Origin of the sequence: Actinophytocola sp. (assembly GCF_036378875.1) — a bacterium.
GTDB lineage: Bacteria > Actinomycetota > Actinomycetes > Mycobacteriales > Pseudonocardiaceae > Actinophytocola.
This window is the reverse complement of sequence record NZ_DASUVO010000032.1, coordinates 31323-51190: the sequence shown is the minus strand read 5'-3', so window position 1 is coordinate 51190 and position 19868 is coordinate 31323. Positions and strand designations below refer to the sequence as shown.

The 19868-nt window shown below is 68.8% G+C and carries 17 protein-coding genes; 7 read left to right on the top strand and 10 right to left on the bottom strand.

The features are described 5' to 3' along the window. From VF106_RS08785 to VF106_RS08775, 3 genes are read right to left on the bottom strand one after another with little or no spacing between them, the layout of a single operon-like run. Positions 1–1239: a sugar ABC transporter substrate-binding protein gene (locus tag VF106_RS08785; RefSeq protein ID WP_330839099.1), complete on the bottom strand. Its 1239-nt coding sequence runs from the start codon at positions 1237–1239 to the stop codon at positions 1–3. A 16-nt stretch (positions 1240–1255) separates the two neighbouring features. Continuing rightward, positions 1256–2305 carry a LacI family DNA-binding transcriptional regulator gene (locus VF106_RS08780; protein WP_330839098.1) on the bottom strand — a complete coding sequence of 350 codons (1050 nt, stop codon included), beginning with the start codon at positions 2303–2305 and terminating at the stop codon, positions 1256–1258. A gap of 1 nt (position 2306) precedes the next feature. Beyond that, a complete protein-coding gene (locus VF106_RS08775; RefSeq protein ID WP_330839097.1) occupies positions 2307–5888 on the bottom strand; it encodes a LamG-like jellyroll fold domain-containing protein in 3582 nt (1193 codons plus the stop codon). 254 nt (positions 5889–6142) lie between these two features. On the opposite strand from VF106_RS08775, the gene VF106_RS08770 reads away from it, so the two are divergent. Then, positions 6143–7090 (top strand): GNAT family N-acetyltransferase, encoded by a 948-nt coding sequence (locus tag VF106_RS08770; protein ID WP_330839096.1) that lies wholly within the window; start codon positions 6143–6145, stop codon positions 7088–7090. 7 nt (positions 7091–7097) lie between these two features. Here VF106_RS08770 and VF106_RS08765 read toward each other — a convergent pair whose 3' ends face one another. Further along, positions 7098–7934 carry a M23 family metallopeptidase gene (locus VF106_RS08765; RefSeq protein WP_330839095.1) on the bottom strand — a complete coding sequence of 279 codons (837 nt, stop codon included), beginning with the start codon at positions 7932–7934 and terminating at the stop codon, positions 7098–7100. Positions 7935–8156: 222 nt separating this feature from the next. Between VF106_RS08765 and VF106_RS08760 the strand changes: the two genes are divergently transcribed. After that, positions 8157–8528, top strand: coding sequence for a hypothetical protein (locus VF106_RS08760; RefSeq protein WP_330839094.1), 372 nt, complete (start codon positions 8157–8159; stop codon positions 8526–8528). 41 nt (positions 8529–8569) lie between these two features. Here VF106_RS08760 and VF106_RS08755 read toward each other — a convergent pair whose 3' ends face one another. Then, positions 8570–8827 (bottom strand): amphi-Trp domain-containing protein, encoded by a 258-nt coding sequence (locus VF106_RS08755; RefSeq protein ID WP_330839189.1) that lies wholly within the window; start codon positions 8825–8827, stop codon positions 8570–8572. A gap of 164 nt (positions 8828–8991) precedes the next feature. Between VF106_RS08755 and VF106_RS08750 the strand changes: the two genes are divergently transcribed. Together VF106_RS08750 and VF106_RS08745 are read left to right on the top strand one after the other, a co-directional pair. Further along, on the top strand, positions 8992–10644 hold the full coding sequence (locus VF106_RS08750; RefSeq protein WP_330839093.1) for a peroxidase family protein: 1653 nt from the start codon (positions 8992–8994) through the stop codon (positions 10642–10644). Between the two features lie 94 nt (positions 10645–10738). Further along, positions 10739–11947, top strand: a complete 1209-nt coding sequence (locus tag VF106_RS08745) for a sialidase family protein (protein ID WP_330839092.1) — start codon at positions 10739–10741, stop codon at positions 11945–11947. A 21-nt stretch (positions 11948–11968) separates the two neighbouring features. Here VF106_RS08745 and VF106_RS08740 read toward each other — a convergent pair whose 3' ends face one another. The 5 genes from VF106_RS08740 to VF106_RS08720 form a co-directional block, all read right to left on the bottom strand. Beyond that, the gene (locus VF106_RS08740; RefSeq protein ID WP_330839091.1) at positions 11969–13696 is read right to left on the bottom strand and encodes a tetratricopeptide repeat protein; all 1728 of its coding nucleotides are present in this window, start codon (positions 13694–13696) and stop codon (positions 11969–11971) included. 79 nt (positions 13697–13775) lie between these two features. Then, entirely contained in the window at positions 13776–14219 is a 444-nt protein-coding gene (locus VF106_RS08735) for an SRPBCC family protein (RefSeq protein ID WP_330839090.1), read from the bottom strand. 2 nt (positions 14220–14221) lie between these two features. Next, positions 14222–14569 carry an ArsR/SmtB family transcription factor gene (locus tag VF106_RS08730; RefSeq protein ID WP_330839089.1) on the bottom strand — a complete coding sequence of 116 codons (348 nt, stop codon included), beginning with the start codon at positions 14567–14569 and terminating at the stop codon, positions 14222–14224. A gap of 73 nt (positions 14570–14642) precedes the next feature. After that, positions 14643–15101 carry an SRPBCC domain-containing protein gene (locus VF106_RS08725; protein ID WP_330839088.1) on the bottom strand — a complete coding sequence of 153 codons (459 nt, stop codon included), beginning with the start codon at positions 15099–15101 and terminating at the stop codon, positions 14643–14645. Between the two features lie 129 nt (positions 15102–15230). Further along, positions 15231–16001, bottom strand: coding sequence for a class I SAM-dependent methyltransferase (locus VF106_RS08720; protein ID WP_330839087.1), 771 nt, complete (start codon positions 15999–16001; stop codon positions 15231–15233). Between the two features lie 101 nt (positions 16002–16102). Here VF106_RS08720 and VF106_RS08715 point away from each other — a divergent pair, with 101 nt between their 5' ends. From VF106_RS08715 to VF106_RS08705, 3 genes are all read left to right on the top strand, one after another. Next, complete coding sequence (locus tag VF106_RS08715; RefSeq protein ID WP_330839086.1) at positions 16103–18439, top strand: CDP-alcohol phosphatidyltransferase family protein; 2337 nt, start codon at positions 16103–16105, stop codon at positions 18437–18439. After that, entirely contained in the window at positions 18436–19140 is a 705-nt protein-coding gene (locus tag VF106_RS08710; RefSeq protein WP_330839085.1) for a creatininase family protein, read from the top strand. Before VF106_RS08715 ends, VF106_RS08710 begins: the two co-directional genes overlap by 4 nt. A 149-nt stretch (positions 19141–19289) precedes the next feature. After that, positions 19290–19868 carry an RNA polymerase sigma factor gene (locus VF106_RS08705; RefSeq protein WP_330839084.1) on the top strand — a complete coding sequence of 193 codons (579 nt, stop codon included), beginning with the start codon at positions 19290–19292 and terminating at the stop codon, positions 19866–19868.

Here is a 19868-nt window from a genome sequence, read left to right as displayed (position 1 = left end):
TCAGCTGGTTGCCTTCTGGGCATCGGTCTGCGCCTTGCTCAACGCGTCCTTGGCGCTCGCCGAGCCGGACAGCGCGTTCTGCACCGCCGTCCACAGTGCCTCGGAGATGTGCGGGTAGTCGGTGCCGAGGTTGTCACTCGTTCGGCCCTTGGCACTGCGCACCGCCTCGACCCACGGCTGCAGTTCCGGGTGCTCGGCCAGCAGCTGGTCCTGGCCTTCCTTGGTTGGCGGGATGTAGTAGGCGAACGTGTTGGCGGTCTCGACCATGCCGTCGGCCGTGGTCATGCAGTCCACGATCTTCTTGGTGACCTTGTAGCGTCCGGTGTCCTTCTGCACGGGTGCGGTGATGAACTCGCCGCCGGTCGGGGTCGGGGCGACACCGCCGTCCTTGCCGGGGATCTGGATGACGCCGGACGGGAAGTCGGCCTTCGCCGCGCTGTCGACCTGCCACGTGCCGTTGACCGCGAACCCGAAGTCGCCGGTGAGGAACTCCTCCCAGGTGGTGTTCTGCGAGTTGTTGATCACGGAGTTCGGTGCGTAGCCGTTCTTCAGCCAGCCCTGCCACAGCTCCACCGCGGCGGTGGCCTCCGGCGAGTCGAGCTGGCGCAGGTCGGCGCCGGCGCCCCAGAACCACGGCAGGAACTGGAACGAGCCCTCCTCGGTGCCGATCGCGGCGAACGTGATGGCCTGGTGGCCGCTCGCCTTCACCTTGCTCAGCGCCGCGTCCAGCGATGCCCAGTCCTTGACCGACGCCGGGTCGACACCCGCGGCGTCGAGGATCTTCTTGTTGTAGTAGAGCGCGAGGGTGTTGGCACCGATGGGAATGCCGTAGGTCTTGTCGTCGACGACGCCGGCGGCCAGCAGGTTCTTGTCGATCCCACTGGTGTCCAGGCCGAGCTCGTCCACTGTGGTCAGCATCTCGGTGTCGGCCAGTGTGGACACCGCCGGGTTGTCGATGAGGATGACGTCCGGCGCGTTGCCCTCCTGTGCCGCGAGGAGCGACTGGTTGGTCAGCGCGGTGGTGTCGTAGGCGGTGCGCTTGATCGTGACGCCTGCCTTGTCGCCGCACGACTGGACCCGCTTGGCCCACGCGGAGTTCGCCTCGTGCTGCGGGTAGGGGTCCCACCACGTGTACGTGTCGGCGGACTGGTCGTTGTCGCCGCCAGAGGAGGAACAACCGGCCAGTGCGAGGGCTACGGCGCAGCCGAGGCTGACTAATGTGGACAGACGACGGTTCACGTGACGCTCCTTCGAGTCAGGATGTGGCGGGTGGGCGGGCGGTGCTGCCTCGGTCGACGAGCTCCGGTGGGATCAGCTCGACGACATCGGGCTCCGTGCGCAGGGTCGGTGAGGAGACGCGGCGGACGAGCTGACGCACGGCGAGCATGCCCAGCCGGTCCGGCGCGCTCTCGATGGAGGAGAACGGCAGGGAGAACATCCGGGCGAACTCGTCGGAGTAGCGCCCGATGACGGACAGGTCCTCTGGCGAACGCAGCCCCCGTGCGGTGAGCACGGAAGGCAGCGCGGCCGCGGCGGCCTCGTTGTTGAGCAGCAGACCGGTGGCCGCCGGGTGGGCGTCCAGCAGAGCGTTGAGGGTCCGGCCGATCTCCGGCTGACCCGACTCGCCGAACACCGCGTGCAGGCGGACATCCAGGTCCCGTGCTCGTTCCCGTGCGGCGTCGAGGAGTCGCCACACGTACGCGCCGCCCCGCTCGACCACGTGCTCCGGTTGGGACACCAGGATCAGCTCGCGGTGCCCGAGCTCGTGCATGTGGTCGACCATCAGCCGGCCGGCGCCCTCGAAGTCGAGGTCGAAGACGTCCACACCCGTGCAGTCGGCCGGTTTCCCCACGAGCGCGCCGGGTTGCGGCGCGGCACGCAGGATCGGCAGTCGGTCGTCGTCCTGCGCGACGTTCAGCAACACGACGCCGTCGACCATGCGGGAGGCGGAGATCCGCCGCAGCGCCTTGGCTCCGTCCGACTCGGTGACGAGGAGGGTGTCGTAACCCAGCTCGCGCGCGGTGTCGGAGACGCCGAGGATGTACTGCAGCATGGCGGGCGCGAACTCGTCGGAGTGGAACTGGGCGAGTAGCCCGATCACCATCGTCTGCGCGGTGGCCAGGGCCTTCGCGCCCGCGTTCGGGGTATAGCCCAGCTCCCGGGCCGCCTGGGCGACCCGTTGCCGGACCTCCAGGGAGATCGCCCGCTTGCCCGACAACGCGTACGATGCCGTGCTGCGGGAAACGCCGACCGCCCTGGCGATGTCTCCGATGGTGACGACGTTCTCGCCCTTCGGGGGTGCCATGTCACCGCTCCCGCGCGAACGGCACGATGGTGATCCGGTCGATGACCGGTGCCTCGTCGGACCGGAGCAGAACGCCTGGCCAGGTGTCCGACGCGTAGGTCGTGCCGTCGAAGTTCGGCAGCTCCTCGGAGGAGAACGCGATCGTGTTCGTGCCCCGGTTCAGTCGCAGGTAGACGGTCAGCTCCCAGAAGTTGTTCTCGTGGAACGAGTGCGGGAACGACACGCGCTCCGCGGCGCCGCCGTTGACCGAGATGTCCGCGTGCCTGGCGAGCGGGTCCGGGTTGTAGTGCGTGGCCTCGGACTGTTCCGGGTTGGCGTAACGGATCCGGACCGCGTGCACACCGGACTCGGCGGCCTTCACCTGGAAGGTCAGCGTGTTGCCGTTGCCGGGTCCGCCGCCGATGCCACGCACCGCCGCGTCGCCGCTTGCCAGCGACAGGGCGGCCACCTCGGCCGTGCCCGCCCGTTGCGCGTTCTCGGCCTCATAGGTGGTCGGCTTGAGAGTGCCGGTGGTCGGTGTCACGGTGATCCGGTCGACCAGCGTCCGGCGTGCCGCACCGGTGACGGTGACCTTGTTGATCCCGCCGGACAGCGAGACCGCCGCCTTGTCCGTCCTGCCGACGTCCTGCCCGTTGACCGCGAGCCTCGCCTGACCGCCGAGGGTGCCGACCTGGATCGTCGCCTCGGCGTCGACCGAGGAGTACACCCAGAACGTCGCGGTCTGGTCCTTGCCGAGTTCCGCCACGCCGGAGCCGGATGCCTTGGACTGGTTGTACACCGGCTTGCCACCGTCCAGCCAGGACAGTTCGGCCTCGTAGACCGCGGTGCGTGCCTTGGGGTTCGGCAGGGACAGGGTCAGTCGGTCGACGATGGTGTCGCCCTTGGTGGCACGGGTGCCGTCGAGGCTCTGCGCGGCGAGCGTGAGCGTGTGCTGGCCCTTGGTCAGCGTCACCGTCGTGTCGGCGTGGTCCCAGACCACCCACTTGTAGCCGAGCGGCAGGAAAAGCTCCTGTTCGGCCGCGCCGTCGACGCGGAGGAACACGTTCGTCGGCCCCTGCTCGCGCACCAGGTCGTAGGTGTTGAGGGAGTTCGCGAAAACGCTCAGGTCGTAGGTGCCGTCCTGCGGGACGTCGACGGTGAAGTCGAGCGTCACGTTCGAGCCGGTGCGCAGGCCGCCGACGTTGTACCGGCCGGAGGTGTAGAACTTCGAGACGTCCGACGGCGAGCCTTCCGGTCCGTTGCGGCTGTACCCGGTGCCGGTGTGGGCGGCGTCCTCGGCCTCGTACGACCCTTCCCACAGCTTGGGGGTCACCCCGGTGGCGCGGCCGCTGCCTTCTGGCGTCAGCACGATCTCGTACGCCGACGACTCCTGGATCCTCGGCAGGTCGCCGCCGAAGTCGAACACGACCGTGCCGTCCCGCACGTCCAGGGTCTTCTCGGCGATGAGCCGCGGCGGGCTCGAGTCACCGATCTGGCCGGTCCACGGGATCTCCCGGACCCAGGCGTGCACGCGGTCGCCGAACACGCTCGCCGGCACGTTGTCGAACTGGACGAAGCCGCGGCCGGTCGAGCCGCCGAACAGCGCCCGCGCCTGCTTCTTCGCCGGGTCGAGCGTCGCGACGCCCTGCAGCGAGTAGTTCTGACCCGGGAACGGCGGGTTCACCTTGACGGTGTGGCCGCTCATGCTGCCGTAGGCGTTGAACAGCCACCACTGCCCGTTGCCGCGGTTGGCCTGCACGGCGGAGTCGGACAGGTTGCCGTCGATGTTCCAGTACGCCATGTCGGCGTCCACCTTGGACTCCTCGATGGCCGACACCCACTGGATCATCTGGCCGGGCACCGAGGTGTGGTAGTTGAACGCGTACTCGTTGACGTTGATCGGCAAGGTCTTGCCGGGCAGCAGTTCCCGCTCCCACGCGCGGTAGCGGGCCACACTCGTCCGCACCTGCTCGGGGTGGCTCAGCTCGTGCCAGGTGATGATGTCGGGCAGCGTGCCGGCGTCGCGGGCGTGGATGAGGAAACCGCGCACCTGGTCGTAGAGGACGCTCGTGTTGGGACCGGCGATGCGCGCCTCCGGCATCTTGGTCTTGATGAGGCGGTAGACGTCGTCCCACGCGGCGAAGTAGTCGGCCGGGTTGTTCAGCCAGCTGATCTTGTTGTAGCTCCACTCGCCGGTGCCGAACATGTTGCCTTCCGGCTCGTTGAACGGCACGAACACGATGTTGTCGCGGTACTCCGGCGCGAGAGTCAGGACCTGGTCGACCTGGGTAGCGATCTTCTCCTTGTACAGCGCCATCTTCTCCGCCGGCGTGCTGCCCGGCCACTGGTACGGGAAGCCGCGGTGGATGTCGGTCATGTAGATGTACACGTCACCATTCGTGCTGTCGGCGAGCGGTTTGACGACCTCGAGCGCGTCGGCGCCCGGGTGCTGCGGGCCGTCCTGGGCCTTTGTGGACACCGTGCGCAGGTTCATGCCCTCGATGAGGTTGTTGGTCGGCACGCCCTGCCCGTACAGGCCGTAGAGGGTGCCGGACGCGCCGCCGTGGAACTCGCCCGTGTCCTGGGCCAGGTCCACGATCAGCTGGCCCTCGCGGACCACCGTCACGGTGGCGTGGACCGCTTGGCCCGCGGCGGTGCCGGTGACTGTGAACGTGCCCGGGGCCGCGTACTCGTCGGGGTCCACAGTGGACCACGTGATCGGCGCCTGGCGGTCGTAGCCGTCGGTGAACGTGGCCCGGACCCCGGCCGGCAGGGCGGGTGCGGTGCCGGTCGTCGTGCGGATGTCGAAACTGTCCTGTGTGAGCGTGACCGGTTGCGGCACCTGGCCGCCCACGCTTTCGGCGACCTGCGCCGCGGTCAGTGCCGCGCGGTACACGCGGAAGTCGTCGACCGCGCCGTCGAACAGCGGGTCCTGGTAGAAGGACTTGCCGAGGTAGCCAGAGAAGGTGGCGTTGTCGAGCAGCTCGCCCGCGGTGATCGTGGTCGGGGCCGACGCGACCGCGGCGCCGTCGAGGTAGGTGGTCACGCGGTCGGCCGTCGTGTCCAGGGTGACGGTGAGCGTTCGCCACACGTTCGCCGGCAGCGCGGCGTACCCGGTGACCTGCGCCTCTGCCCCGCCACCCCCGGTGGTGACCGCGGTGCGCAGCCGACCGTCCCCGTTGTACGGCGTGGAGAACAGGTACCGGTTGGTGTCCTTGCCCAGCGCGTAGATCCACTGCCATGGCGCGGTGGTGCCGTCCCAGCGAATCCGAACCGACACGGTCAGGTCGGTGGCGCCGGCCAGGACTTCCCTCGGCAGGCGAACGTACGCGCCGGTCGACGTGGGCGCCCCGCCAGGGAGGCTGATCGCCGGGCTGCCGTCCGCACCGTCCACGAGCCCGGCGGTCGCCCCGTTGACCAGCGTGCCGTTCAGCCCGTTGCCCGAGGAGTCGGTCACGACGCCGCTGGTCAGGTCGTCCGCGTCGAACGCGTAGTGGAGGTACGGCTCTGGCGGGGCGGCGGCCGCCGCCGTGGTCGAGACGCTCGTCGTGGCGGCGAGCGCGGCCACCGCCACGGCGGCGCGAGCCAGTCTCTTCGGCACCATCGTTGCTGCTCCTGAGGGTCGTGCGGGGTAGTGCTCCGGCACTGTCGAACCGGTTCGTCGAACCGGTTCGACAGTTGTGCGCGCGAAACCGGTGCCCATCCCTGACACCCGACTCGCGACGGTAAGCAAAGAGTGTGAACGCTAACACCCGGCATGGCAAGAGGCTGCCAAGATCACTTCAGGTGATCTGTTAGCGATAACAGCGCGCGATAATCCGTGGACACCCCGTGCGGCCGGACCGCACCCTGTTCGCCATGCCGGTCACACTGCCCGAGGGCTACAGCTGGCGCCGGGCCACACCGGCCGACGCCGAGGAGATCTTCACCCTGATCACCCGGTACAACACCGAGGTGCTCGGCTTCGGCGACAGCACGCTCGACGAGGTACGCGCCGACCTGATCGAGCCGGGCTTCGACCTGGCGACCGACAGCTGGCTGGTGCACGAACCGGGCGGCACGCTGACCGGGTTCGGCTGGGCGGTCGGCAAAGGCGACGGCAAGGAAACCGACGTCGACGTGATCAGCCGCGACCCCTCGGTGATCCCCTGGCTGTTCGACCAGGTGCTGGCGCGGGCCGCCGAGCTCGCCCGGGCCGGCGGGCACGCGACGGGTCTCGCCGACAAGGGCACCTACCGTGACGACACGATGATGCGCGAGGCGATGACAGCGGCCGGGTTCCGCTCCTCGACCGTCTTCCACCGGATGCGCGCCGATCACGACGGGGCGATGCCGGAGCCGACCGCGCCACCCGGCGTCACCCTCCGCACCGGTCCCGGGGACGACGAGTTCCTGCGGACCGCGCACACCGTGTTGAACGACTCCTTCGCCGACCACTACGGCTGGTTCGCCAAGTCCTTCGCCGACTGGCGGCAGACGCTCGAACAGGACAGCACGTTCGACTGGTCGATGCTGACCCTGGCCGAACTCGACGGCACCCCGGCCGGCGTCCTGATCGTCACCGACCAGTTCGTCGCGGACGAGAAGTGCGGGTACGTGGCGGACCTGGGTGTGCTGTCGGCGGCACGAGGCCGCGGCATCGCCAAGTTCCTGCTGCGCACCGCGTTCCGGAACGACCGCGCCGCCGGCCGTTCCGGAACGCTGCTTCATGTGGACACGAACAACACGACACCCGCGCTCGGCCTCTACGAGTCGGTCGGCATGCGTCCCGTGCTCGTGATCGACGTGTGGCGCCGCGAGGTGTAGACCCGCCTCAGTCGCAGTGCTCGAACGGGCTCGTGTACGTGCTGCTGCCGACCGAGCCGCCCCACCGCACGCACACGCCCGGCGCGCTCTTCTTCACCGGGCCGGCGTAGTAGCCGTAGTTGCCCGAGTCGGTCGTCCTGGTGCCACCCTCCGGCTCGAGGAACGCCGACACCGCCGTCGCGGTGCCGAGGTTGGTGGACTTGAGCGTCACGACGCAGTTGACGCCGGTGCCGGAGTTGTAGAGCAGGTGGACGGTGCCCCCGGTGAGGCTCGCCGAGTCGATGGTGCTGAAGCCGCTGCCGCAGACCTCTTCGGGCGAGTGCGGGTTGCCGCCGCAGTTGTTGGTGCTGGTGATGGCCTTCTTCTGGCCGAGGGAGACCGTCACGCCCTCGACTGTGGGGCTGGTGTCGATGGCGCCGCCGGAGGTGATCTGCTCGTAGTGCAGGTGTGGCGCGTAGTCGCCGCCGGTCCCGCCGACCGTGCCGATCGCCGTGCCCTGGCTCACCGACATCGAGGAGCCCGCGCCTCGCACCATGGTCGCGAGGTGCGCGTACCGGGTCTTGGTGCCGTCGCCGTGGGTGACGACCACGTAGTTCCCGTACGCCATGATGCCGACGTCGGACACCGCCAGTGTCGAGTAGAAGTTGGCGGTGCCACTCGCGGTGGCGCGGACGGTCTCGCCGGCGATCGCGTCGCTGCCGTAGTTCTGCCAGTCGATGGAGCCGGACGGGTTGTGGCCGGGCGACCAGTTGTTGGCGTAGAAGGTCTTGCCGCAGTTGAAGGGGCTCTTGTGCGCCGCCATGATGCCGATGTCGCCGGCCTGCGCCTGGGACGCGGTGGGCACGAAGGCGATCGTGAGTATCGCGGCGAGGGTGGCGAACAATCCCCTCGCGAACCTGCTGTATCGTCTCGTTCGCGCTGGTGCTGATGCCATGGCCAACCTCTTCTCCCGCGACGCCGACAGGTCTCCGCGGCCAGGTTGACAAAAGCGCGTACAAGATATGTACAAACGGCACGCGCCGTAGATCACAGCGCCGGACGTGTTGATCGCTTGTACTGTCCGGCCATGCCCGCTGCCACGAGTTCGCCCAACCGCGCCGGACTGGCATCCGCCCTGCGTTTTGTCACCGAGCTGGTCGCCTGGGTCGCGACGCCGTGGGCGCTTGCCGGTATGTCGTGGCTACTGGCCGCCGCGTCCTTGGTGGTGCTGGTCGGCCTGCCCACCGTGTTCGCCACGCCGGGCGACAAGCCACAGGTCATCGTTCCGGTCGCGGGCCCCTTGACCATCGCGCTGGTGGTACTGCAACTGGTGGCCGCCACCGTCTCGTCGTGGTTGGCGTGGCCTTGGGTGGCGGCCGTGGCCGTGTCGGTGTTGGTCGTCGCGACCGTCATCGCCGAGCTTCCTCGGTGGCGATGGCTCGCCACCGAGCGGCCCTGAGCTTCGCCCGTCCCAGCAGGCGAAACCCAGGGGCGCGACCGCTACACCACCGGCGCCTCGTCGTCATCGTCGTCGGTGGTGTCCAGCTTCCACTTCAGCTGGAACTCGATCTCCTCCTCGCCGTCGCCACGCTCGTGCTCGATCGAGAACTCCGCCCGCGCCGGGACGCGGATGCGCTCGCCCGCGATCTGGATGCGGAACGGGGTCTCGGACTCCAGTGCATCGGCGAGACGCCGTAGTTTGGCGACCACATCGGTGGTCGAGTAGAAGCGTTCGACATCCCTCGTCGCGTCGGCCACGTGATCCTCCTCGTCGGGCGCTGTCGGTGCGCCAAGCGTGAGCATTCAATCACCCATTCGGATCTGAGAAATTCCACCCCTTTGGCGTATCTGGCGCACTCATCATGGCTCCTTGTCGATGAGGCCGGCCTGCTGTGCCGGACGCATCTTGCATGGGGGAATGCATGAAAAAGCACGCGCGTGACAGTTTCTTCGTGGTCGGCGAAGGGGTGCTCGAGTTCGACCGAGAAGGTCGACCGAACGTACGGCGGCCACTGACCGGCGAGGAGCTCCGCCGGTTCCGGTTCTCCCGGCTCGGGCCGGAGGGACCACTGGTCGACGAGGCCACGAGAACCGCGCTCACCGAGGCCATCACCGTGCCCGGCGCCCAGCCGGACGCCCAGGTGCCGGCCGGTTTCACGTATCTCGGTCAGTTCGTCGACCACGACCTGACCATGGACCGCACCGAGGCGCTGCTCGGCGAGGACGTCACCCTCGACGAGCTGCTGCAGGGCCGGTCACCCGCGCTCGACCTGGACACCGTGTACGGCCGGGGGCCGAACGACCGCCAGGACCGGATCTTCTACCAGCGTGACGGCGTGAAGCTGAAGATCGGTCGGACGTCGGCGACGACGTTCCCGGACGACCGGGTGAACGTCGAGCTCGAGGGCTTCGACCTGCCGAGGGCCGGCGGCACGGTCGGCACCAGGGCGGACCGGCGCCGGCCGCTGATCCCGGACCTGCGCAACGACGAGAACCTCGCGGTGGCGCAGACGCACCTGGCGTTCATCCGTTTCCACAACCGGGTCGTTGAGGAGCACGCGCTCAGGGGCCTCGGCGGGCGACGCCTGTTCACCGTGGCCCGCGACGAGGTCGTGCGCCACTACCAGTGGATGCTGCGCACCGACTTCCTGCCGCGCATCGTCGATCCGGCGATCGTCACGGACGTGTTCACCAACGGCCGCCGGTTCTTCGAGGCGCCGGGCCGAGGACGTGGCCACGCCGGGCAGCCGCCGACGATGCCGCTCGAGTTCGCGGTCGCCGCGTACCGGCTGGGCCACAGCATGGTGCGGGGCGCCTACCAGTGGAACCGCGTGTTCAACAGCAACGGTCCCGGTCGGATCGCCACGCTGCTCCAGCTGTTCACGTTCACCGGCGTGTCCGGCAACTTCCAGCCCGGTTCCGGCGTGCCCGAGCTGGACGACCCCAACTCCGGCACGGTGGACACGCTGCCCACCAACTGGATCGCGGACTTCCGCCGGCTGTTCGACTTCACCGAGGCGGGCCGGCCGGACCTCGCGGTGCCCGCGGGCAGCGGGAACGTCGCCAAGCGCATCGACACGCTGCTCGTCGACCCGCTCGCCCAGCTGCCGGCCGGCACGTTCGCCGGTCGGGGCAGCGAGATCCCGCCGATCCAGCGCAACCTCGCGTTCCGCAACCTCACGCGCGCGAACATGGTGCACCTGGCCAGCGGGCAGCAGATGGCCAAGTTCCTCGGCGTCACCCCGTTGACGGAGACGCAGATCCTGGAAGGCAGCCAGGGTGCGGTCCTGACCGGCCTGACCGACGAGCAGCGCACCGCGGTGAGCGCCAACACTCCGTTGTGGTTCTACATTCTGCGCGAGGCGGAGTTCAACAACGGACTGCTGGGCGCGGTCGGCGGGCGGATCGTCGCCGAGGTCTTCCACCGCGCCATGGAGGGCAGCCGGACGTCGATCGTGCGTGACCCGTCCTGGCGTCCGACGCTCGGGCCGGACCGCGACACGTTCCGCATGACCGACCTGCTGCTGTTCGCGTTCGAGGGCAAGGCCGACCTGCTCAACCCTCTGGGCGACTGATCACCGGGTTCGCCGTGCTCGCGCGGGGCGAGCACGGCGAACCCGTCGGGTCAAGACTAACCAAATTGGCCTGTTGTGCGGTAATTATTGTCACATGAGTCGACTTCTCGCTGTCCTGCTGCCGCTGGTCGCTCTGCTCTTCGCCCCGACACCCGCGTTCGCCGCGGAGTCCCATTCGGAGCGGATCCTCTTCGACGGCGGTGGCAGCGAATCCCTGAACGGCCTCACCTACCACTCGTTCCGCATCCCCTCTCTGATCAGGACGAACAACGACACGCTCATCGCGTTCGTGGAGGGCCGCGCCGACGGCAACGGCGACTTCGGCAACATCAACCTCCTGTACAAGCGCTCGACGAACAACGGCGCCACGTGGTCGGGGCTCGACGAGGTGGTCGGGTCCGGGCTGGGCACGTGGGGCAACCCGACGGCCGTGGTGGACCGGTCGAACAACAAGATCTGGCTGTTCATGAACTACCAGCCGCCGGAGAGCGGCACGGTCAACTCGTGGGACGACCGGCAGGTGTGGGTCTCGTCGAGCACGGACGACGGCGTCAGCTGGTCCGCACCGGTGAACATGTCGTCGACGCTGAAGCCACGCACGTTGGCCTCCGGTGCGAGCTGGAACTGGGACGCGGTGGGCCCGGGCGTCGGCATCCAGACCACGTACCGCAACGCCGGCCGGCTCGTGATCCCCGCGCAGCACAGGAACATCTACAGCGACGACCACGGTGCGACGTGGAAGGTCGCGCTCCTGCGCACCACCTCCGGTGCCGCCATGGAGCAGACGGGTGAGTCGACCGTATTGGAACTGGCCGACGGCACGCTGTACCGCAACGACCGCGCGAGCACCCCGACGTGGGAGACGGCCAAACGCCGCTGGGTGGCCCGAGGGACGATCGAGTCGGGCTTCACGGCGTTCAGCCCGGCGAGCTGCCTGCTGGACCCGAAGAACGAGGCCTCGGTGATGCGCTACAACGCGGACGCGCCGGCACGGTTGACGCACCTGAACTCGGCGAGCACGGAGACGCGCACGAAGATGCGGATCCGGATGAGCGAGGACGAGGGCCGCACGTGGGCCTACAGCCGCCCGCTGTCGGACGCCCCGCTGCCCGGCGAAAGCGCCACCTACAAGGAAGGCGGCTACTCGAGCATCGTGAAGACGGCCGACTACCACGTGGGCGCCCTGGTGGAGGTGAACGAGAACACCGGGAGCAACAGCACCTCACACCGGTCGATCGCCTTCCGCAAGGTCAACCTGCCGTGGATCCAGGGCGGCGTCGACGACGCGAACTGCGCTGGATAACCCACCGCTGGCCGGCTTGGTTCATTGCTCGCCGTTGGTGGTTGCTGGGCCCGACCGACCCCGCCAGTCGTCCAGGGCGTCCTGGCTGGCGATGGTGTCGGGATGGTCGCGGCCCAGCACCCGTGTCTGATCCTGGACGAGTTCGGTGAATGCCTCGACGGCACCGGCCGCGTCCCCTGCCTTCCCGCGACAGTAGGCCAGGTTGTACCTCGCGGAGAAGGTTCGCGGGTGGTCAGGGCCCTGGACCCGTGCCCGGTCCGCCGCTAGTTCGGCGAATGCCTCGGCAGCGCCCGTGGGGTCCCCCGCCATCGCGCGCCACCGCGCCTGTTCGTGCCGACTGTCGAGAGTGCCGTTGTCGTCGGGGCCCAGCACCCGGTTCCGGTCGGAGACGAGTTCGGCGAACGCCGCCGCCGCTCCGGCGGCGTCTCCCGCCTCCCCGCGACATTTGCCGAGGAAGTGTCGTGCCTGCAAGGTTTTGGGATGGTCGTTGCCATAGACCGGTAGCTGATCTCTGACGAGTTCGGCCCAGGCCGCCTCAGCGCGGGACACGTCCCCGGAGAACGTCATCCACCACTGGATCAGTGTGTCCCTGCCATCGAGGCCCTCAGGGCTGTTGGGACCCAGCCGTCGCACCTTCTCGGCGAGCCGGAAGGCGGTGGGCAGTTGGCGCGCGATCTCTTGATTGCCAGCGTCGGCGCGCGCCCGCAAGTCGTTCAGGACGTGCTGTCCGCCCAGTAGCCCGACGATCTCGTCAGGGGCGGACGCCCGGCTTGTGACCGCCTTCTCCGGCGTACTGGGCTGCGCACGAAGCGCGGGAAGCTGGGAAAGGGTGGCGTGGATACGGGGAAGCGCGTCACGAAGCGGTTCGGATACGACGCTGGCCGCGGTGCTGATCGCGACGACTTTTCGGTACCGCTCCGCGAGGTCGTCCAGATAGCGGTGGACAGCCTGCTCCGGATTCCAGAAGGCCTCGTTCACGATGTGGACGCCGTTCTCCCCACTGTCGAAGATATTGCCGTTGCCATCCACGGAAACGAGGCCGGCTGGTAAATCGTCACGGCCTCGGGGAGATGCGGTGAGCCAGTCAGGGGCGGGCTGCCCTCTGGCGACCATCTCCCGGTCGATCGCCTGACGGACCACGTCGACCGTCTGCCGAAAACGGCGGATCTCGCCCTCGATCTGCTCGGCCACGGCGATGACGACGCGCTGTGGGAACACGACAGCCAGCGGCTCTGCCGTCACCTTCCGGTCGTCACCGTCGTACAGGATTTCCACGCGCAGCAGGTAGGCAACCATGTCGTGGATGACGGGCCGGGCCAGCCGGACCAGGAACCGGTCGGCTTCCCCTGGCCCGACCGTCTGGGCGAGACCGGCGGTGACCCGCGCGCCGGCGGCTGCCTCGGGGTCCGGGAGCGGGACGTCGTACGTCGCCGACACGTCCAAGGCCGCGCCGACGAACCCGGGTCCCGCGTCGTAGGGCATCGGCATTGACGTGTCGCCGAACCGGACCGCCTGGTGAACGTGCACGACCACCCGCTTGAGGACGGCCGGCAGACCTCCGGTGTTGCGAACCATGACATCGAGGACCGGTGGATCGTCCTTGTCGGACTTCGCGGGATCTGGTGGCCGGAACGACACGTCCACCAGCTCCACACGCGATTTACGCGGTCGGCGTGCGCGCAAAGCCGCCCATGCGGCGATAAGCGCGGCACCGACGCCACCACTCAACCCGACAATTGTGGTCCACACGGGGACGACGATAACTCGTGCCCGACGAAACACTAACGGGTGAATAACGCCGAGGAAATCGGCGATGTTCTCGCCGAGGTCAATGCCAGTCGCTCACCTTGACGTCGTCCGGGGCGGGGCGGCCGTGGCCGGTCTCCACAAGTTCCTTGAGGCTCAACAGGAACGTCGCCCACTTGGTGCTGCAGTGACCCATGAACTCGACCGGCTCGCGCCAGCCCGCGTGCTTGAACCGCACGATCGTGTACTCGTCGCGCTGGTCGAGGCGAAAATCGATCTCGGTGCCGAGCCATTCCTCCGGACCGCCGATGACACGCCACCGCACTCTGCCGGACGGGTCCAGCTCCAGTACCTCCATGTCGAAACCGCCGGCGTCGCCGAACCGGAACGCCAACTTCCCACCGACCTCGCTCGTGCCGACGGTGTCGGTGGTCCACCAGGCGGCAAGGCCCGCTGGTGTGGCCAACGCCCGGTACACCTCGTCGAGCGGGGCGACGACACCGATTCGGTGCAGAATGTCCAACATTGTCATTCTCCTTGGGTCCTGCGGGTTCGTTCGATCGTCTCGGCGAGCCGCTTGATGCGGCGGAGTCGGGCGTCCCAGGTGGCGCCGACCGCGGACAGTTGGGCGACGGCTCGGGCGAGTTGTGCCTCGTCGACCTGGTAGACACGCTCGCGACCGGCCGGCGCGGCATGCACCAGGCCGACCCGGTCCAGGACGGCCAGGTGTTTCGACACGGCCTGGCGGGTGACGGGTAGTCGCTCGCTCAGTGACGTGGCCGTGCCCGATCCCGTGGTCAGGAGCAGGTCGATCATGGTGCGCCGGATGGGGTCGCCGACCGCCGACCACAGCTCGTCGTCGACCGTCTGACTCACGACGACCCCTCGCAGGCTCGGTGTCGCCGCTCGCGGTCGCCCTGTGTCTGCCGATTCGCTCCGCAAGCTCCGCTCATGACGTGGAGACCAGCCGCGCGACGTAGGCGCCCAGCGCCGGGATGTAGTGGTCCCATCCGCTCTCGTGATCGTGGTACTGCTCCTCGAGTACGGCGATCTCCCAGCCCATCTCCCGGAACCCGGTCTCCGTCATGCGAATCCGGGTGCCCGTGCCCGTGGGGACCAGGTCGAAGGTGACGAACAGCGAGTCACCGCCTCGGTCAGGTTCCGCGTAGGCCCACCGGAAGGAGAACCGCTTCGGCGGGTCGACCTCGACGACGGAGAACCCGACGGTCGTCGTCTCGCCGGTCTCCGCGTTCCGCCACACGAGCTCGCCTGGTGCGCCCGCGACCGGCTCGAACCGAGCGTCGTCGGGCCACCACTCCCGCATGTGTTCTGGCTGACTGATCACCTCGAAGACCACCTCGGGTGACGCGTCGACCTCGATATCGCGTTCGATCGATCCGTACTCCATGCCCACCAGCCTTTCGCAACCTTTGGTTGCGTAAAGCTACAACAGTCCACACCCAACACGCAACCTTTGGTTGCACATCGGGGCAGCCGGTTCAGCGCGCACCCCCCGGGCGCGCTGAACCGGTTACCGTCAGGCCGGTAGGGCCAGCAGGTCCTCGTGGTGAACGATCACACGCAGGTCGCCGTCGAGCCGACGGCGCAGGTAGTCGTCCGCGAACGGGCGAAGATCCGGTTCCTGCTCGCACGCCGCGGACACCCAGCCGCGCAACCACTCGGCCGTCAGTTGCGCCCTGTCCGGCCCGAGACGCCATGGGCTCGGTCGTCTGTGGACTGTCGCACCGAGACGGATGAACGCCGTCGCCGTCGCCGCGACCGCTGAGGGGCCAAGCAGTGCCCGGCCTCCGACGGTGCGGCTCTGGTGAGCGTTGAAGGCGGCGGCCATGCGCTCGTCCAGCGGGTCGGCCGGGGTCAGCTCGACCCGGCCCACGACCGAGAGCGCGAACAACGCAGGGCACCGCGCCTTGACACAGGCGGTCGCCAACGCGGTCACCTCCGTCGACGTCAGGATGTCCAACAGTGCCGAGCCGGTCACGAGCGACGTGCCGGCCAGGTCCTCGGCGGTGATGGTCGTGATGTCCCGCAGGTCGGGCACGGCGCCGGGCACACTCGCGGCCGCCACCTTCAGCAGCACCGGGTCCTGGTCGGTCAGTACCCACTTCTGGGTACCGGGCAGCCGGGGCGACAACCACCTGGCCATCGAGCCGGTGCCGCTGCCGAGGTCCCGGACCACGAGGTCCGAGCTCGTCAACGACGTCCGCAGGGTGGTCAGCAGTTCGTCCGCACGGGACTCGGCGTCAGCGGGCTCGCGTAGCGCGAGCCATTCTGGGGAAAAGTCACTCATCGACAACTAACACGCGGTCCCCTGCCAGGCGGTTCAGAACCAAGGCGCACCGCCGTTCGTATGAGAGCTGTTGAGGGCGGAGACTGATCGTGGAGGACCCCGTGAGCACACCGACCACCCGGACACTGACCGTCGCCGCGATGGCACTCGCGGCGATGCTGGCCCTGTTGACCAGGGTGTCCGGTCTCGGGCCGCCGGGCTGGCTCGCGGCGCTCGCCTACGGGGTGGCCGGCTGGGCCGTGCTCACCGAGGCCATGCCCCGCTACGGCGTCAGCCGCTTCGGGCCGGCCGACCTCGTCACCCTCGTCAGGGCTGTGCTCGTGGGGGCGGTCACGGCGATGGTCGTCGACACCGGCCACCCCTCGGAGTCGGTCTGGGCGCTCGTGATCGTCGCGGGGCTGGCGCTCTCCACCGACGCCGTCGACGGCCGCGTGGCCCGGCGCACCGGCACCGTGTCGAAGTTCGGCGCTCGGTTCGACATGGAGGTCGACGCCTTCCTCATCCTGGTGTTGAGCGCTCACATCGCGACCCAGTTCGGCTGGTGGGTGCTCGCGATCGGCGGCATGCGGTACGTCTTCGTCGCCGCCGCGCGGATCTGGCCGTGGCTCGGGGCACCGCTGCCGACCCGACTCACCAGCAAGGCCGTCGCCGCCGCGCAGGGCATCGTGCTGACCGTGGTCATGCTCCTGCCCACCGTGCCCGGCACCATCCTCGTCGGTCTCGCGTTGTTGGCGCTCACCTGGTCCTTCGCACACGACGTCCGCTGGCTGCACCGCAACCGCGCCACCGCCCCCGCCGTGGCGACCGATGCCACGAAGACCGCACAGCAGCCCCGGATCCGCCGCCGCGTGTTCACCACGCTCGCCGGCGTGCTCGTCCTGTTCGCACTCCTCGCGCCGACCCACCTCAGCCAGCTCACGCCCGCCACGTTCGTGCGCATCCCCGTCGAGGGACTTCTCGTGGCCGGGCTCGTCCTGGTGCTGCCCACCCGGTCACGCCGGGTGGCCGCCGCGCTCGTCGGTGTCGGGCTCGCACTGGTCATGATCATGAAGCTGGTCGACATCGGCTTCCAGGAGACGCTGGGCCGGCAGTTCCACCCGGTGTACGACTGGACCGCGCTGCAGCCGGCCGTCGAGTTCGTCGAGGACTCGGTTGGCTCGTTCGCCTCGGTCGCCGCGGTGGTCGGCGCGATACTGCTGGTGCTCGGCGTGGTGGTGGCCATGGTGCTGGCGGTGCTGCGGCTGTCCACGGTCGCGGTGAGCCGGCGCAAGGTGACGACCCGCGGAATGGCCGCCCTCGGCGTGGTCTGGGTGGCGCTCGCGGTGATCGGCCAGCCGGTAGCGGCGAACTCCGCGGCCAACGAGGTGTTCGACGACATCCGCCAGGCCCGTGCCGACCTGCTCGACCCGGACGTGTTCGCCCAGCAGGCCGCCCACGACAAGTTCCGGTACGCGCCCGGCGACGAGCTCCTGAACGGGTTGCGCGGCAAGGACGTGCTACTCGTGTTCGTCGAGAGCTACGGCCGGGTCGCGGTGGAGAACCCCAACATCGCGCCCAGCGTCGACCGGGTCCTCGACGACGGCACCGAAGCGCTGCGGGCCGCGGGATTCGAGTCCCGCAGCGCGTTCACGACCTCCGCCACGTTCGGCGGCCTGAGCTGGCTCGCGCACGCGACGACGCAGTCCGGGCTGCGGGTCGACACCCAGCCGAGGTACGACGCGCTGGTGTCCAGCGAGCGGCTCACGCTCTCGGGCGCGTTCAGCCGCGCGGGCTGGCGCACCGTCGGCGTGTCCCCGTCGATCGTCCGGGACTGGCCGGAGGCGGAGTACTTCGGCTACGACAAGGCGTACGTCCGCGACAACGTCGGCTACAAAGGACCGAACTTCTCCTACGCCAAGATGCCCGACCAGTACACGATGTCCGCCCTCCACCGCAACGAGCTCGCGGCGGAGGACCGCAGACCGGTGATGGCCGAGATCGACCTCGTGTCGAGCCACATCCCGTGGACGCACCTGCCCCGGATGATCGACTGGGACACCGTGGGCGACGGCTCGATCTACGGCCCGATGCCGGCGCAGGGCAAGACGAAGGCGGAGGTGTGGCCCGACCCGGTGAAGGTCCGCGACGCCTACGCCGAGTCCATCCGGTACTCACTCACTACCCTGATCGAGTACATGACCAGGTACGGCGACAAGGACACGGTGATGGTCTTCCTCGGCGACCACCAGCCGGGCCCGTCCATCACGGGGGACACGACGATGCACGACGTGCCGATCACGCTCGTCGCCGGTGACCCCGCGGTCTTCGACAGCATCGGCAGCTGGGGCTGGGAGAAGGGGCTCAACCCGAGCCCGTCCGCCCCGGTGTTCCCGATGGAACAGTTCCGCGACCGCTTCCTGACCGCGTTCGGATCGGAGAAGGGGCACCCCGGCACATGACCCACCTGCTGCCGATGGGCACGTCCGAGGACGCGCGCGACCGGACGGTCGCCGTGCTCCCGGTCGGCAGCTTCGAACAACACGGTGACTTCCTGCCACTGGCGACGGACACGGTGATCGCGGTGACGATCGCCGAGGCCGTCGCCGCGGCTTATCCGGTGTTGCTGCTGCCCCCGGTGACGATCTCCTGTTCGCACGAGCACGCGGCATGGCCCGGCACGGTGAGCATCTCGGCGCCCACACTGCACGCGATCGTCCGTGACGTCGCGGACTCCTTGCGCCGCAATGGAATCAACAAACTGGCACTGGTGAACGGACACGGCGGCAACTACGTGCTCGGCAACGTCGTCCAGGAAGCCAGCGCGCGCGGCGAGCGCATGGCCCTGTTCCCGACCGAAGTGGACTGGCTGGCCGCGCGTGCGGCCGGTGGGGTCGAGACGGGACCGGACACGGACATGCACGCGGGCGAGCTGGAGACCTCCCTGCTACTGCACGCACATCCGGAGCTGGTCCCCGCGGACTACGCCACAAAGGACGAACGCGCCGACGAGCGGGACCACTTCCTCACGCTCGGTCTTGGCCCGTACACGAGGTCCGGAGTGATCGGCCACCCGTCACTGGCCACGGCAGCGAAAGGCGAGGGAGCGCTGGCCCACCTGGTCACCGCGTTCGCCGGAACACTCACCGCGCTCGACCGCTGACCACGTGATGGCGTACGACGTCACGGACGTGCGTCCGGTAATCGGCTGAGCCGCCGGGAGCGCGCGGAAATCGTAGGAACTCGATCTCGGGCATCGGGCAAAGACGGGTAGAGCCCATCCCCGAGAGGAGTCCCGATGCGAGGTTCCGGATGACAGCACTGCCGGTACGACCGGCCACGGAAGCCGGCGAGGTGGATGACGCCGCTGTCGTCGAACGGTCCTGGACGGACGCGGATGCCTTCGCGGTCATCTTCGACCGGTATGCGGTGACCGTGTACCGGTTCCTGGCTCGCCGGGTCGGCGGCCAGCTCGCCGACGATCTCACCGGTCAGACCATGCTTGTCGCGTTCGACCAGCGGCGGCGCTTCGATCTCAGTCAGCGCAGCGCGTTGCCGTGGCTGTACGGCATCGCCACCAACCTGCTGCACCGGCACACGAGAACCGAGGTGCGGCGGCACCGGGCGCTGGCCAAGGCCACGGCCGACACGACCCTGGAGGGTCACGATGAGCTGGTCACCGACCGGGTGACCGCGGCCGCCCAGCCGTTGGGTAGGGCGCTTGCACGGCTGTCCTCGACCGAGCGGGACATCGTGCTGCTCGTCGCCTGGGAGGACCTCTCCTACGAAGAGATCGCGCTGGCGCTGGACATTCCGGTCGGCACGGTCCGCTCTCGCCTGCATCGCGCCCGAACGAAGCTGCGTCGCGCGCTTCCCAAGGAGGACAACTGA

Coding starts and splice junctions, on each gene's coding strand:
- VF106_RS08705 (WP_330839084.1), top strand. CDS start 19,290: ATGACAGCACTGCCGGTACGACCGGCCACGGAAGCCGGCGAGGTGGAT.
- VF106_RS08750 (WP_330839093.1), top strand. CDS start 8,992: ATGAAAAAGCACGCGCGTGACAGTTTCTTCGTGGTCGGCGAAGGGGTG.
- VF106_RS08710 (WP_330839085.1), top strand. CDS start 18,436: ATGACCCACCTGCTGCCGATGGGCACGTCCGAGGACGCGCGCGACCGG.
- VF106_RS08735 (WP_330839090.1), bottom strand. CDS start 14,219: ATGTTGGACATTCTGCACCGAATCGGTGTCGTCGCCCCGCTCGACGAG.
- VF106_RS08770 (WP_330839096.1), top strand. CDS start 6,143: ATGCCGGTCACACTGCCCGAGGGCTACAGCTGGCGCCGGGCCACACCG.
- VF106_RS08725 (WP_330839088.1), bottom strand. CDS start 15,101: ATGGAGTACGGATCGATCGAACGCGATATCGAGGTCGACGCGTCACCC.
- VF106_RS08720 (WP_330839087.1), bottom strand. CDS start 16,001: ATGAGTGACTTTTCCCCAGAATGGCTCGCGCTACGCGAGCCCGCTGAC.
- VF106_RS08745 (WP_330839092.1), top strand. CDS start 10,739: ATGAGTCGACTTCTCGCTGTCCTGCTGCCGCTGGTCGCTCTGCTCTTC.
- VF106_RS08775 (WP_330839097.1), bottom strand. CDS start 5,888: ATGGTGCCGAAGAGACTGGCTCGCGCCGCCGTGGCGGTGGCCGCGCTC.
- VF106_RS08760 (WP_330839094.1), top strand. CDS start 8,157: ATGCCCGCTGCCACGAGTTCGCCCAACCGCGCCGGACTGGCATCCGCC.
- VF106_RS08780 (WP_330839098.1), bottom strand. CDS start 2,305: ATGGCACCCCCGAAGGGCGAGAACGTCGTCACCATCGGAGACATCGCC.